This is a genomic window from Pseudomonas sp. UW4, assembly GCF_000316175.1.
GTDB classification, from domain to species: domain Bacteria; phylum Pseudomonadota; class Gammaproteobacteria; order Pseudomonadales; family Pseudomonadaceae; genus Aquipseudomonas; species Aquipseudomonas laurylsulfatiphila.
In genome coordinates, this window is sequence record NC_019670.1 from 5888040 (window position 1) to 5902447 (window position 14408).

General features: G+C 61.2%; 13 protein-coding genes and 1 pseudogene. 4 read left to right on the top strand and 10 right to left on the bottom strand.

The window, feature by feature from the left end; genetic code table 11:
• Nucleotides 1-224 precede the first annotated feature (224 nt).
• Both PPUTUW4_RS26215 and PPUTUW4_RS26220 read right to left on the bottom strand, forming a co-directional pair.
• Nucleotides 225-1088, bottom strand: a complete 864-nt coding sequence (locus PPUTUW4_RS26215) for a LysR family transcriptional regulator (protein ID WP_015097243.1) — start codon at nt 1086-1088, stop codon at nt 225-227.
• A gap of 16 nt (nt 1089-1104) precedes the next feature.
• A complete protein-coding gene (locus tag PPUTUW4_RS26220; protein WP_015097244.1) occupies nt 1105-3366 on the bottom strand; it encodes a heavy metal translocating P-type ATPase in 2262 nt (753 codons plus the stop codon).
• Between the two features lie 93 nt (nt 3367-3459).
• Between PPUTUW4_RS26220 and cadR the strand changes: the two genes are divergently transcribed.
• Complete coding sequence (cadR, locus tag PPUTUW4_RS26225) at nt 3460-3909, top strand: Cd(II)/Pb(II)-responsive transcriptional regulator (protein ID WP_015097245.1); 450 nt, start codon at nt 3460-3462, stop codon at nt 3907-3909.
• Between the two features lie 124 nt (nt 3910-4033).
• Here cadR and PPUTUW4_RS26230 read toward each other — a convergent pair whose 3' ends face one another.
• From PPUTUW4_RS26230 to PPUTUW4_RS26240, 3 genes are all read right to left on the bottom strand, one after another.
• A complete protein-coding gene (locus tag PPUTUW4_RS26230) occupies nt 4034-5005 on the bottom strand; it encodes a thymidylate synthase (RefSeq protein WP_015097246.1) in 972 nt (323 codons plus the stop codon).
• Between the two features lie 49 nt (nt 5006-5054).
• Nucleotides 5055-5861: a prolipoprotein diacylglyceryl transferase gene (gene lgt, locus PPUTUW4_RS26235; protein WP_015097247.1), complete on the bottom strand. Its 807-nt coding sequence runs from the start codon at nt 5859-5861 to the stop codon at nt 5055-5057.
• A 97-nt stretch (nt 5862-5958) separates the two neighbouring features.
• Nucleotides 5959-6741 carry a sulfite exporter TauE/SafE family protein gene (locus tag PPUTUW4_RS26240; RefSeq protein WP_015097248.1) on the bottom strand — a complete coding sequence of 261 codons (783 nt, stop codon included), beginning with the start codon at nt 6739-6741 and terminating at the stop codon, nt 5959-5961.
• A 134-nt stretch (nt 6742-6875) separates the two neighbouring features.
• Here PPUTUW4_RS26240 and PPUTUW4_RS26245 point away from each other — a divergent pair, with 134 nt between their 5' ends.
• Complete coding sequence (locus tag PPUTUW4_RS26245; RefSeq protein WP_015097249.1) at nt 6876-7622, top strand: NRDE family protein; 747 nt, start codon at nt 6876-6878, stop codon at nt 7620-7622.
• Nucleotides 7623-7736: 114 nt separating this feature from the next.
• Here the strand turns inward: PPUTUW4_RS26245 and ptsP are convergent, their stop codons facing one another.
• Together ptsP and PPUTUW4_RS26255 are read right to left on the bottom strand one after the other, a co-directional pair.
• Nucleotides 7737-10016: a phosphoenolpyruvate--protein phosphotransferase gene (gene ptsP / locus PPUTUW4_RS26250; RefSeq protein WP_015097250.1), complete on the bottom strand. Its 2280-nt coding sequence runs from the start codon at nt 10014-10016 to the stop codon at nt 7737-7739.
• A 22-nt stretch (nt 10017-10038) separates the two neighbouring features.
• A complete protein-coding gene (locus PPUTUW4_RS26255; RefSeq protein WP_003229203.1) occupies nt 10039-10518 on the bottom strand; it encodes an RNA pyrophosphohydrolase in 480 nt (159 codons plus the stop codon).
• A 143-nt stretch (nt 10519-10661) separates the two neighbouring features.
• On the opposite strand from PPUTUW4_RS26255, the gene PPUTUW4_RS26260 reads away from it, so the two are divergent.
• Complete coding sequence (locus tag PPUTUW4_RS26260) at nt 10662-11318, top strand: HAD family hydrolase (protein WP_015097251.1); 657 nt, start codon at nt 10662-10664, stop codon at nt 11316-11318.
• Nucleotides 11319-11326: 8 nt separating this feature from the next.
• On the opposite strand, the pseudogene PPUTUW4_RS30450 reads toward PPUTUW4_RS26260, so the two are convergent.
• The 3 genes and pseudogenes from PPUTUW4_RS30450 to ilvA form a co-directional block, all read right to left on the bottom strand.
• Nucleotides 11327-11416 (bottom strand): annotated as a pseudogene (locus tag PPUTUW4_RS30450) (outer membrane lipoprotein carrier protein LolA); the annotation flags it as partial.
• An 8-nt stretch (nt 11417-11424) separates the two neighbouring features.
• Nucleotides 11425-11850: a DUF2269 domain-containing protein gene (locus tag PPUTUW4_RS26265; RefSeq protein WP_015097252.1), complete on the bottom strand. Its 426-nt coding sequence runs from the start codon at nt 11848-11850 to the stop codon at nt 11425-11427.
• A gap of 39 nt (nt 11851-11889) precedes the next feature.
• Nucleotides 11890-13404, bottom strand: coding sequence for a threonine ammonia-lyase, biosynthetic (gene ilvA, locus PPUTUW4_RS26270; protein WP_007976404.1), 1515 nt, complete (start codon nt 13402-13404; stop codon nt 11890-11892).
• 317 nt (nt 13405-13721) lie between these two features.
• On the opposite strand from ilvA, the gene rpiA reads away from it, so the two are divergent.
• Entirely contained in the window at nt 13722-14396 is a 675-nt protein-coding gene (rpiA, locus tag PPUTUW4_RS26275) for a ribose-5-phosphate isomerase RpiA (RefSeq protein WP_015097253.1), read from the top strand.
• Nucleotides 14397-14408 lie beyond the last annotated feature (12 nt).

Genomic DNA, 14408 nt, shown 5'->3' on the forward strand with positions numbered 1-14408 from the left:
CCATCCTAGGGTTGTAATGAGTCCGTCATGTGGCAGTAAGGCAAAAACTGCCGATAGTGGTATTCAAGGATTTGGGGTTAAGTTTTGAGTCGCCTGATCAGCCGCCATCGCGAGCAAGCTCGCTCCCACAGGGATTTTGGGTGTTCACACAATTTGTGTTTCACCTCAAACCCACTGTGGGAGCGAGCTTGCTCGCGATGAGGCTGGTACAGGCACCCCAGAATTCAGGCCGGGGCCATTTCCTGCGCCAACCCGAGAAACGCCGCCGGCAACCGCGCGCCCTTGCGTTCCTTGAGGCAATACAGGTATTCGGGGATTTGCGGTGCATTCTCGATGGTCAGCACCCGCAGTTGCGGATCATGGGGTACTTCCTGGCGGGCGATGATGCTGATGCCGATGTTGCGCAGCACCGCCTCGCGGATCGATTCGCGGCTGCCGATCTCCAGCAGCGGCCCGAAACTCACTCCAGCGCTGGCCAGCAACTCTTCGGTCAGGCGGCGGGTGGTCGAGCCCGGTTCGCGCATCAGCAAGGTATGCCCGGCCAGGGCGCCAAGTGGTACGTGATCATAAACCGCCAGTGGATGATTGCGATGCACCGCCAGCACCAGCGGATCGCTGCCGAGCACCCGGCGAATCAGGCGCGCGTCATCGAGCAACTGCGACGACGCCGCGACATCGACCCGGTAATCTTCCAGCGCCTCGAGCACTTGCTGGGAATTGCCGATTTCCACCGACACCTCCACCTGCGGCAAACGCTCGCGAAAGGTTTTCACCAGGTCGAGGATGTAATACGGCGCCGTGGCGGCAATGCGCAATGTGCCCTGGACCTGGCCGCAGTTACGCAGGAAAAACTCGATGTCGGCTTCCTGCTGCATCAGTACCTTGACCATCGGCAACAGCCGCGCACCCTCCTCGCTGACGCTGAGACGCCGACCGCCACGGTAGAACAGCTCAACCGAATACTGACTCTCGAGGTTGCGGATCTGCGTCGTCACCGTCGGTTGGCTCAGGCCAAGCTTTTTGGCAGCCTGGGTAATGCTGCCCAGGCGGGCCACCATGTAAAACGCCTTCAGCTCGGCACTCAGCACAACCGCCCCTCATTCTTTACTTGCGCAGCAGGCGCAAACCGTTGAACACCACCAGCAAACTCACGCCCATGTCGGCGAACACTGCCATCCACATGGTAGCGACCCCGGCGAAGGTTACCCCAAGAAAGATCGCCTTGATGACCAATGCCAGGGCAATGTTCTGTTTGAGGATGCTCGACGTCTGCCGCGACAGACGAATGAATGCCGGGATCTTGCGCAGATCATCGTCCATCAGGGCGACATCGGCGGTTTCGATCGCGGTATCGGTGCCTGCGGCGGCCATGGCGAAACCGATCTCGGAACGCGCCAGCGCAGGCGCGTCGTTGATGCCGTCGCCGACCATGCCGACCCGGTGCCCCTGAGCATATAGGGCCTCGATAGACTGCAATTTGTCCCCCGGCAACAGGTCGCCCCTGGCTTCATCGATGCCGACCTGCGCGGCAATGGCCTGCGCGGTGTGGACGTTGTCGCCGGTGAGCATCAGGGTTTTGATGCCCAGGTCATGCAGTTGCTCGATGGCTTCGCGACTGGAGGCCTTTACCGTATCGGCGACAGCGAACAGTGCCAAAGGACCGGACGAATCAAGCAGCAGCACCACCGACTTGCCCTGCTTTTCCAGAGCAAACAGTTTTTCTTCCAGCGCCGGAGAGCACAGGCCCAGATCCTCCACCAGACGATGGTTACCCAAATGGTAGAGCTGGCCGTTGATCTCGCCGCGCACACCGCGCCCGCCCAGGGCTTCGAAGTTATCCACAATCAGCGTCGCGCTTTGGTTATCCACAGCCGCTTTGGCGATGGCCAGGGAAACCGGATGATCCGAACGCCCGGCCAGCGCGGCGGCAATGGTTGGCGCCGAAGCATCGGCGGTCGGGTCCAGCGACAGGTAATCGGTCTGCACCGGCTTGCCGTGGGTGATGGTGCCGGTCTTGTCCAGGGCCAGGTAGTCGAGCTTGTAACCACCCTCCAGATAGACGCCGCCCTTGACCAGGATCCCTTTGCGCGCCGCCGCTGCGAGGCCGCTGACGATGGTCACCGGCGTGGAAATCACCAGTGCGCACGGGCACGCCACCACCAACAGCACCAGCGCCCGGTAAATCCAGTCGAACCACAACGCGCCCATGAACAGCGGTGGGATGACCGCCACGGCCAGCGCAAGAACAAACACTACCGGGGTGTAGATTTTCGAAAATTGATCGACGAATCGCTGGGTCGGCGCCCGCGCGCCTTGCGCCTGTTCAACGGCGTGAATGATGCGTGCCAGAGTCGAATTGCCCGCGACGGCAGTGACCGCGTACTCAAGGGAACCGGCCTGATTGATGGTACCGGCGAACACTTTGTCGCCGACGGTTTTCTCTACCGGCAGGCTTTCCCCGGTAATGGGCGCCTGATCGATGGTCGAACGCCCGGACAGGACCTCGCCGTCCAGACCAATACGTTCGCCGGGACGCACACGCACCCGCGCGCCGATTTCGATGATTTTGACATCCTGCTCGACCCAACTGCCGTCGGCCTGCAACACCGTCGCCTGCTCCGGCGCCATCTGCATCAGCCCGCCGATGGCATTGCGCGCACGATCCAGGGAGCGAGCCTCGATCAGCTCGGCCACGGTGAACAGGAACATCACCATCGCCGCTTCCGGCCACTGACCGATCAGGACGGCGCCGGTGACGGCAATGCTCATCAGTGCGTTGATGTTCAGATTGAGGTTCTTGAGCGCGATCCAGCCCTTTTTATAGGTGCCGAGACCGCCGCTGAGGATGGACACCAGCGCAATTACCGCTACCATCCAATCAGGCGCGGTCGCGGTGAAGTGGATGACTTCCGCCAGCAATGCGCCCACACCGGACAACGCCAATGGCCACCAGTGTTTCCTGTCGGGTTTCGCTGCCGGTGTTTCAGCCCCCTGCTCCAGCGGTTCGGCGTGCATGCCCAGGGACTTGATCGCCTCGGTGATTGGCTCGGTGCCTGGCAAATCGTGGGTCACGCCGAGCACCCGGTTGATCAGATTGAACTCCAGCTGCTGCACGCCTGTCAGTTTGCTTAGCTTGTTCTGGATCAGCGTCTGCTCGGTCGGGCAGTCCATCGCCTCGATGCGAAAGCTGCTCAGACGGGCACCCGCCGTCGGCGATGCGCTCAGCGTGACCCGCGCAGGCGCTGCCGTTTTTGATGAACAGCAAGCGTCGCCATGACCGCCATGGTCATGCTTGGGTAAGGGTCGAAGCTTAACGCCGATTTCATGTTCGGCCACAGGTTTGTGGGTATGCTGAGAATCGCTCATTGGTTGCGTCCATAAGAGTGCCTGCTGCCCAGTAAAGACCCTGTAGCCACTACAGGGTCAAGCACCCATTCTGGAGTTTTGGAGATTGTCGTCATGAAGATTGGAGAATTGGCGAAACTCACGGACTGCGCCGTAGAGACGATCCGTTACTACGAGCGCGAGAACCTTCTGCCGGAACCGGCCCGCAGTGACGGCAACTATCGCGTCTACACCCAGACCCACGCCGAGCGCCTGACCTTCATCCGCAACTGTCGCACCCTCGACATGACCCTCGAGGAAATCCGCAGCCTGCTGGCATTTCGCGACAGTCCGCAGGACCAGTGCGAAAGCGTCAACGCACTGATCGACGAGCACATCCACCACGTCAAGGCGCGGATCGACGGCCTGCTGGCCTTGCAGGCACAACTGCTCGACCTGCGCCAACGCTGCGGCGAGAGGCCGGGTATCGATCAATGCGGGATTTTGCAGCGGCTGGAGGTGAGCGGCGGGGTTGTGGCGACAGAGGCTGAGCACTCCCATGTCGGCCGTAGTCACGGCCACTGAGAACACCACAAAACAAATGTGGGAGCGGGCTTGCTCGCGAATACGGTTGTTCATTCAACATTAACGTCGACTGATCCACCGTTTTCGCGAGCAAGCCCGCTCCCACAGTTTCAGGTGTTGTACTTTAGACCGCCATCGGCGCGGTCATTGGCGCGTGGTGCTCGTAGCCTTCCAGCGAGAAGTCGCCCGGTTCGACCAGTTCCAGCCACTCCGGCTGGTAAACGCCTGTCTTGGCAAACTCCGGCACACGGTCGGAAATCACCAGTTTCGGCATCGGGAACGGTTCACGCTTGAGCTGTTCGTTGAGCATGTCCAGGTGATTTTCGTAGACGTGCGCATCACCGATGAAATAGGTGAACCAGCGTGGCGTGTAGCCCGTCAGGCGACCGATCAGGCTCAACAGCGCGGCGCCTTCGGTGAGATTGAACGGCGTGCCCAGACCCAGGTCGTTGGAGCGAATGTAGAGGGTCAAGGAGATCTCCCTGGTCTCGACATTCGGGTGGAACTGGTACAGCAGGTGGCACGGCGGCAAGGCCATTTCATCAAGCTGGGCGCAGTTCCAGCCGTGGAACAGGATGCGACGGCTGCCCGGGTCCTTGATGATGGTGTCGACGCACTGGCGAACCTGGTCGATAGCCTTGTACAGCACCACATAGGCCTGGCCGTTTTCTTCGCCTTCGGCAATCTGGCGATAACCTTGCTTGAGGGTCTGCTCGATGGCGGCCGGGTTGCTGAGCGGAATCTGCTTGTACGCCGGCCATTTGCGCCATTGCACACCATAGATTTCGCCAAGGTCGTCTTCGCCCTGGCGGAACGGGTTGGCCAGCCACTGGGCGTTTTCGTTGGCGTTCTGGTCCCAGACCTTGCAGCCCAAGGCGCGGAATTCGGCAGCGTTGTTCACGCCACGCAGGAATCCGCACATTTCGCCAATGGCCGATTTGAAGGCCATCTTACGCGTGGTGATCGCCGGAAAACCTTCCTGCAGGTCGTAACGCAGCATCGCGCCGGGAAAACTGATGGTGTTCACGCCAGTACGGTTGGCCTGCTTGGTGCCGTTCTTGATGACGTGGGCGACCAGTTCGAGATATTGCTTCATGAATTACCTGTGTCCTTGAACCCGCAGCCATCGCTGCGGGGTTCGAATTTTATACGGCTGCCGCTGGCGTTGCCGGGGCGCGGTGATACGCCAGCCAGATCAGGACCAGGCCGCCGACGATCATTGGCAGGCACAGCACCTGGCCCATGGTCAGCCAGTTCCAGGCCAGATAGCCCAGCTGCGCGTCCGGTACGCGGACGAACTCGACGATGAAACGGAAGATGCCATAGAACAGCGCGAACATGCCCGATACCGCCATGGTCGGCCGCGGCTTGCGCGAGAACAACCAGAGGATCAGGAACAGCGCCACACCTTCGAGGGCGAACTGGTACAGCTGCGACGGATGACGCGCCAGTTGCGCCGGATCGGTCGGAAAGACCATCGCCCAGGGCACATCGGTTGCCTTACCCCACAACTCGGCGTTGATGAAGTTGCCGATACGCCCGGCCCCCAGGCCAATCGGCACCATCGGTGCAACGAAATCCATCAGCTGGAAGAACGACTTGTTGTTCTTCTTGCCGAACCACAGCGCCGCCAGCATCACGCCGATGAAACCGCCGTGGAACGACATGCCGCCCTTCCACACTTCGAAAATCAGCGTCGGGTTGGCCAGATAGGCGCTCAGATCGTAGAACAGCACATAACCCAGGCGTCCGCCGACGATCACCCCCATCGACATCCAGAACACCATGTCGGAGAGCTTCTCCTTGGTCCAGGTCGGGTCGAAGCGGTTCAACCGGCGGGAGGCCAGCAGCCAGGCGCCGCCGATGCCGATCAGGTACATCAGGCCGTACCAGTGGATTTTCAGCGGACCGATGGCCAAAGCCACCGGGTCGATCTGCGGGTAAGGCAGCATTGCGACTCCTCGTTAGAGTTCAAATCTCAAAAATTCCCGGGCGACGCTGCCACCTCAGGATTAAGCCAGGATTGCGCTGCCCGTCAGAGCAGATGCTTCAGAGTAGAAAGTTCAGGCCGACAAAGAACAGCAAAGCGGCAAACAGCCTTTTCAGCAACTTCGGCGACAACCTGTGGGCCAGTCGCGCGCCCAAACGGGCGAACACCATGCTGGTCAGGGCAATGCCCAGCAGCGCCGGCAAATAAACAAAACCGAGACTATGGGCCGGAAGCAACGGATCGTGCCAGCCCAGAATCATGAAACTTAATGCACTGGCCAGGGCAATCGGCAGCCCGCAGGCCGATGAAGTGGCCACAGCTTGCTGCATCGGTACGCTGCGCCAGGTCAGGAATGGCACGGTCAACGAACCGCCGCCAATGCCGAAAATCGCCGAGGCCCAGCCAATCACGCTGCCGGCCACGGTCAGACCGAGTTTGCCCGGCACGGTTCGGCTGGCCCTGGGTTTGACGTCCAGTGCCAGTTGAGCGGCGATCACCAAGGCAAATACACCAATGAGTTTCTGCAGGTTGGGGCCGGAAATCGCTTCCGCCGTCAAGGCGCCGAACCCGGCACCGATCAGTATGCCGACGGTCATCCACATGAAGATCGGCCAAAGCACGGCGCCACGGCGGTGATGCTCGCGCACCGCGTTGACCGAGGTAAAGATGATCGTCGCCAGGGACGTCCCCACCGCCAGGTGCGTGAGGATCGATGGATCGAAGCCTTGGGCCTTGAAGCTGAACACCAGCACCGGGACGATGATGATTCCGCCACCCACGCCAAACAGCCCGGCGAGCACACCTGCACAGGCGCCGAGCGCCAGATAGAGCAGAAATTCCATGGTTGTCCCGCCCGCATCCCCAAAACCGGAGCGGCATGGTAACGGATGCATAGCCTCAAGCTCCACTGTGCAAGGCGATGGATCGATGAGCGATGTCTGCGTAGAGTGGGCAAAAAACACACAAGGACGCCCTTATGTGCCTGATTGTTTTTGCCTGGCGCCCGGGCCATGCCCAGCCGCTGGTCGTGGCGGCCAATCGCGATGAATTCTACGCCCGCCCCAGCCTTCCTCTGGCGCCATGGCCCGAAGCACCGCACGTGCATGCGGGGCGTGACCTCGAGGCCGGTGGTACCTGGCTCGGTGTCGGTGCCAACGGACGATTTGCGGCGCTGACCAACATCCGCGATCCCCATCGACCGCCAGGGCGCAAGTCTCGTGGGGAACTGGTCGCGCGATTTCTCGCTGGGGAAATGCCAATTGACGAATATTTAGCCGACGTTGTCGACCGTTCGCTGGAATATGGTGGCTTTAACCTGCTGGTCGGCAATCCCCATGAGCTCTGGCACTTCAATCAACGGGAATCGGAAGCCGTCATGCTGGCCCCGGGGGTCTACGGGTTATCCAATGCCGGGCTGGATACGCCGTGGCCAAAGCTGCTCAAGGCCAGGGCGGCGTTGAGCGAGGTGCTGGATGATCCGCAGCCTCAGGCACTGCTGGCGTTATTGAGCGATGCGCAGACCGCGCCATTTGCCGAGTTGCCGGACACTGGAGTGGGGCTGGCGACCGAGACGTTGCTGTCGAGTGTGTTCATTGCCAGTCAGAGTTATGGGACGCGGGCGAGTACGGCGTTGATTGTGCAGGCGGATGGCACGCGGCATATCGTCGAACGCAGTTTCGGGCCGTATGGCGGGCATCTTGGGGAAGTGGAGATCAGAATATAGTTTTGCGTTGTTCGTGCGGGCCCTTTCGCGAGCAAGCCCGCTCCCACAGGGGATTTGCGTTGTTCACAAATCCCCTGTGGGAGCGGGCTTGCTCGCGAAGAGGCCGCTACAGGCTCATAGGGGCTTGATCGCCGCCGGATTGATCATCCGCGCCAACCCGAGGTTCTTCAGCGCCAGCTGCAACGAGCTGTGGATAACCTGCGGGTTGTCGATGGTCATCAGCTCGGCCAGCAACTCCCTGGCCTTGCTCAGGTTGATCTGGCGCAGCATCCACTTCACCTTCGGCAAGTTGGTGGCGTTCATCGACAGGCTGTCGAAACCCATCGCCATCAACAGCACGGCCGCCGCCGGGTCACCGGCCATTTCACCGCAGATGCTCACCGGTTTGCCTTCGGCATGGGCGTCACGCACTACGTTCTGCAATGCCTGAAGCACCGCCGGGTGCAGGTAGTCGTAAAGATCGGCAACCCGCGGGTTGTTGCGGTCCACGGCCAACAGGTATTGGGTCAGGTCGTTGGAGCCGACCGACAGGAAGTCGACTTGCCGCGCCAGCTCCTTGGTCTGGTACACCGCCGCGGGGATCTCGATCATCACGCCAATCGGCGGCATCGGCACGTCACAGCCTTCGTCGCGCACTTCGCCCCAGGCGCGGTGGATCAGGTGCAACGCTTCTTCCAGTTCATGAATGCCGGAGATCATCGGCAGCAGAATGCGCAGGTTGTTCAAGCCTTCGCTGGCCTTGAGCATGGCACGGGTCTGCACCAGGAAGATTTCCGGGTGGTCGAGGGTGACGCGAATGCCGCGCCAGCCGAGGAACGGGTTGTCTTCCTTGATCGGGAAGTACGACAGCGACTTGTCGCCACCGATGTCCAGGGTGCGCATGGTCACCGGTTGCGGGTGGAACGCGGCCAGCTGTTCGCGGTAGATCGCCAGCTGTTCCTTTTCGCTCGGGAAACGCTGGTTGATCATGAACGGCACTTCGGTGCGGTACAGGCCCACGCCTTCGGCACCGCGCTTCTGCGCCCGCGCAACGTCCGCCAGCAGGCCGGTGTTGACCCACAGCGGCATGCGGTGGCCATCGACCGTGATACACGGCAGATCACGCAGCGCATCCAACCCGAGGGCCAGTTGCTTCTCTTCCTCGACCACTTCGGCGAACTGCTTGCGCAGCACGTCACTCGGGTTGGTGTAGACCTCGCCGTGGTAGCCGTCGACGATCATCTGGATGCCGTCGACCTTGGAGTACGGCAGGTCGACCAGGCCCATCACGGTCGGTATGCCCATGGCGCGGGCGAGGATGGCGACGTGGGAGTTACCGGAACCGAGCACCGACACCAGGCCTGCCAGCTTGCCTTCCGGCACCTCGCCGAGCATTGCCGGCGTCAGTTCTTCGCTGACCAGGATGGTGTTGTCGGGGTAGACCAGGGTTTGCTGGCGCTCTTCCTGCAAATAGGCCAGCAAGCGCCGGCCGAGGTCCTTGACGTCCGAGGCGCGCTCACGCAGGTAGGCATCGTCCATCAATTCGAAACGGTTGACGTGATCGGTGACCACCTGGCGCAACGCGCCCTGGGCCCACTGACCGGTCTTGATCACGGTGGTGACTTCACTGCCCAGCGCGGCATCGTCGAGCATCATCAGGTAGACGTCGAACAGGGCCCGTTCTTCCGGGCGCAACTGCGTGGCAAGCTTGGCCGACAACGCGCGCATGTCGGCGCGCACGCCTTCGATGGCGGTCTTGAACAGCCCGAGTTCGGCGTCGATGTCGATGATGGTCTTGTCCGGCACCACATCCAGGTCGGCCGGCGGCAGCATGACCACCGCCGTACCCACTGCCGCACCCGGCGAACCCGGTACGCCGACGAACTTGGCTTCCTGGATGCCTTTGCCCTGACGACCGAGGCCACGGATCGAGCCGGTGGCTTCGGCGTGGGCGATAACACCGGCGAGCTGTGCGCTCATGGTCACGAGGAAGGCTTCTTCACCTTCATCGAACTGGCGACGTTCTTTTTGCTGTATGACCAACACGCCGACGACGCGGCGGTGGTGAATGATCGGCGCCCCGAGGAATGAGGCGAAGCGCTCTTCACCGGTCTCGGCGAAGTAGCGGTAGCGCGGGTGGTCCGCAGCGTTTTCGAGGTTCAGGGGTTCTTCGCGCGTACCGACCAGGCCAACCAGACCTTCGTTGGGTGCCATGCTGACTTTGCCGATCGAGCGCTTGTTCAAGCCCTCGGTGGCCATCAGCACGAAGCGGTTGGTCTCGGGGTCAAGCAGGTAGACCGAGCAGACCTGGCTGCCCATGGCCTCTTTGACGCGCAACACAATAATCCCCAACGCCGCCTTGAGATCCTTGGCGGAGTTAACTTCCTGGACGATCTTGCGCAGCGTATTGAGCATGGCTCGGGGTCGAACTCCGTCGTCAGTCGCGCGCTAAAAGGCGCGGGGCAAGCTCTTTGAGAGCGCGTCGATACACCTCGCGCTTGAATGTCACCACCTGGCCCAACGGATACCAATAGCTGACCCAGCGCCAGCCATCGAATTCCGGTTTACCGGTCAAATCCATCCGCACCCGCTGCTCGTTTGAGATCAGGCGCAGGAGAAACCATTTCTGTTTCTGGCCGATGCACAGCGGTTGGCTGTGGGTACGTACCAGACGTTGCGGCAAACGATAGCGCAACCAGCCCCGGGTGCAGGCGAGAATTTCAACATCTTCGCGCTCCAGGCCTACTTCTTCGTTCAGCTCGCGGTACAAGGCGTCTTCCGGCGTCTCTTCGGGGTTGATTCCACCCTGCGGAAACTGCCAGGCATCTTGATTGATTCGGCGAGCCCATAGCACCTGGCCGGCGTCATTCGTCAGAATGATCCCGACATTGGGGCGAAAACCATCGGGGTCGATCACGGCAACAACCTCGCAAACGCATGTCGCCGCATTGTTCCACAAAGGTTGTTAAGGCGGCAACGAAGGTTCCTACCTTATGTGCACTCTTGTGAAAAGACCGTATTCTTGTCGCCTTTTTACTGACTTTTCAGCGGGTAACTGCAATGCGCCTGGCTTTATTCGATTTGGACAACACCCTCCTGGGCGGTGACAGCGATCACGCCTGGGGCGATTACCTGTGCGAGCGCGGCTTTCTCGACGCCGTCGCCTACAAGGCACGCAACGATGAGTTCTACCAGGATTACCTGGCCGGCAAACTGGATAACGCTGCTTACCTGAACTTCTGCCTGGAAGTCCTCGGGCGTACCGAAATGGCCACGCTGGATCAGTGGCACAGCGACTACATGCGCGACTGCATCGAACCGATCGTGCTGCCCAAGGCCATCGAACTGCTGGCCAAGCACCGCGACGCCGGTGACAAACTGGTGATCATCACCGCCACCAACCGCTTCGTCACCGGGCCTATCGCCGAGCGCCTGGGCGTCGAAACCCTGATCGCCACCGAATGCGAAATGCTCGACGGTCGCTACACCGGACGCAGCACCGATGTTCCGTGCTTCCGCGAAGGCAAGGTGACGCGGCTGAATCGCTGGCTGGAAGAAACCGGGTTTACGCTGCAAGACAGCTACTTCTATAGCGACTCGATGAATGATTTGCCGCTGCTGGAGCAGGTGACGAATCCTATCGCTGTCGATCCTGATTCGAACCTGCGGGCCGAGGCCGAGAAGCGCGGCTGGCCGGTGATTTCGTTGCGCGACTGATAGCGCTTTACTGTAGGAGCGAGCTTGCTCGCGAAAAACTCAAGATCGTTGCGGGGCTTCAGGCGCCCCGCGTTTTCGTTAACGCCCGTCGCGAGCAGGCTCGCTCCTACACGGGCTTGGCGCCCATCAACCCGGCAATGGCGACAAAACAGACAAAACTGAACAACGCCAGGGCAAAGGTGAACTTACCCACACCACCCGGCGCTTTGCGCAGCTTGTTCAGCCGCACCAGCAGCCAGAACCACGCCAGTGCCGCCACGGTGTACAGCACACTGGAGGCTAGCAACCAGGTATGTCCCAACGGCCAGCCCACCAGGTGCACCATCCACCAGCCGGTAAACGGCATGCTCAGCAGCGCCAGCCCCATCAACAGCCAGACAAATACACGTGGCCGTTGCAGGGTGCGGCTTCCCGCCGTTGCATCACCCTTGCGCCGCGCAAGCAAAACCCAGACGCCCAGACCCAGCGCACAGGCCAGCAGTACAACCGTTGCCACCATGTGCGCCGCTTTCAGGGCAGTTAACGTTTCCATTGCTCGATTTCCTTATGACCTGCCCATCAGCGTAGCCCCTCAGCCAAGAAACAGCTGATAGGCCGGATTGTCGCTCTCGTCCCAGTACGGGTAACCGATCTCCTCCAGCGCCGCCGGCACCAGGTGGCGCTCGTCGTGGGGCACTTGCAGACCCGCGACGACCCGGCCATCCGCCGCGCCATGGTTGCGGTAATGGAACATCGAGATGTTCCAGCGCCCGCCGAGCTTGTTGAGGAAGTTGAACAACGCCCCCGGACGCTCCGGGAATTCGAAACGCAGGATCACTTCGTCGACCACATGCGCCGCACGCCCGCCGACCATGTGGCGGATGTGCAACTTGGCCAGTTCATTGTCGGTCAGGTCCAGCACCGGGAAACCTTGCTCGCTCAGGCTGGCGATCAGGGCGCTGCGCGGGTCGTTTTCCGGGTGGGTCTGCACGCCGACAAAGATGTGCGCTTCGCTGCCGGTGTTGTAGCGGTAGTTGAACTCGGTGATCTGGCGCTTGCCGATGGCTTCGCAGAACGCCTTGAAGCTGCCCGGCTTCTCGGGAATGGTCACAGCGATGATGGCTTCGCGGCCCTCGCCCAGTTCCGCGCGCTCGGCAACGTGGCGCAGGCGGTCGAAGTTGACGTTGGCTCCGGAGTCGATGGCGACGAAAGTCTGGCCGCTGACACCGCGCTGCTCGACATACTTCTTGATCCCGGCCACGCCCAATGCGCCGGCAGGTTCGGTGATCGAGCGGGTATCGTCGTAGATATCCTTGATGGCGGCACAGATTTCGTCGGTGCTGACGGTGATCACTTCATCGACATGGTCCTTGCAGATGTCAAAGGTGTGCTGACCGATCTGAGCCACCGCAACACCGTCAGCGAAGATGCCCACGGTCGGCAACACTACACGCTCGCCCGCCGCCATGGCGGCTTGCAGGCAATTGGAGTCATCCGGCTCGACGCCGATGATCTTGATGTCCGGGCGCAGGTACTTCACGTACGCCGCAATGCCGGCGATCAGGCCACCACCGCCGACCGGGACGAAAATCGCATCCAGTGGCTGCGGGTGCTGGCGCAGAATCTCCATCGCCACGGTGCCCTGCCCGGCGATGGTGTGGGGATCGTCGTACGGGTGAATGTAGACGTAGCCTTTTTCATCGACCAGTTTCAGCGAATAAGCCAGGGCTTCCGGGAACGAATCGCCGTGCAGCACCACTTTACCGCCGCGCGAGCGCACGCCTTCGACCTTGATCTCCGGGGTGGTCTTTGGCATGACGATGGTCGCTTTCACACCCAGCACCTTCGCCGCCAGCGCCAGGCCTTGCGCATGATTGCCCGCCGAAGCTGTCACTACGCCGCGGGCGCGCTCCTCGTCGCTCAACTGGGTCAATTTGTTGTAGGCGCCGCGAATCTTGAAGGAGAACACCGGCTGCAAGTCTTCGCGCTTGAGCCAAATGCTGTTGCCCAGCCGCTCGGAAAGCTGGCGGGCAGACTGCAGCGGGGTTTCTACGGCAACGTCATAAACGCGCGAGGTGAGGATCTTTTTGACGTACTGTTCAAGCATCGGAAAGCATCACTGAGCGGGTTGGGCGGGACCAAGGAGTCTAACCCGGCTTTCGGCCGCACGACCACACTAAACCGGTGGTTTTAGGCACTGACACAAACCTTGTGGCGAGGGGGCTTGCCCCCGTTGGAGTGCGCAGCGCTCCCCCTGCATATATTCAGGCGTACCGTATTCGCCGGTTTTACGACTGCTTCGCAGCCGAACGGGGGTAAACCCCCTCGCCACAACGAACCATTCGACACACCGACAATGACCTTCCCCGCCCCGAAGCCTATAATGCCGGCCTTTCGTTCCCTCCTCGGCACCCCGGAGCCCGCATGAACCAGGATCAACTCAAACAGGCAGTGGCCCAGGCCGCCGTCGACTTCATCCTTCCGAAACTCGACGACAAGAGCATCGTCGGGGTCGGCACCGGCTCCACCGCCAACTGCTTCATCGATGCCCTGGCCCAGCACAAGGGCGCATTCGATGGCGCCGTCGCCAGTTCCGAAGCCACCGCCGCGCGCCTCAAGGGCCACGGGATTCCGGTGTACGAACTGAATACCGTCAGCGACCTGGAGTTCTATGTCGACGGCGCCGATGAAAGCGACGAGCACCTGAACCTGATCAAGGGCGGCGGCGCCGCGCTGACCCGCGAGAAGATCGTCGCGGCCGTGGCCAAGACGTTCATCTGCATCGCCGATGCCAGCAAACTGGTGCCGGTCCTCGGTACTTTCCCGCTGCCGGTGGAAGTCATCCCGATGGCCCGCAGCCATGTGGCCCGCGAACTGGTGAAGCTCGGTGGCGACCCGGTCTACCGCGAAGGCGTGCTGACCGACAACGGCAACATCATCCTCGACGTGTTCAACATGCAGATCACCAACCCGGTGGAGTTGGAGACACAGATCAACGCGATCGTCGGCGTGGTCACCAATGGTTTGTTCGCGGCGCGCCCGGCGGATCTGTTGCTGTTGGGTACCAGCGAAGGTGTGAAGACCCTGCGCGCCGAGTAAGCCTGACTACCC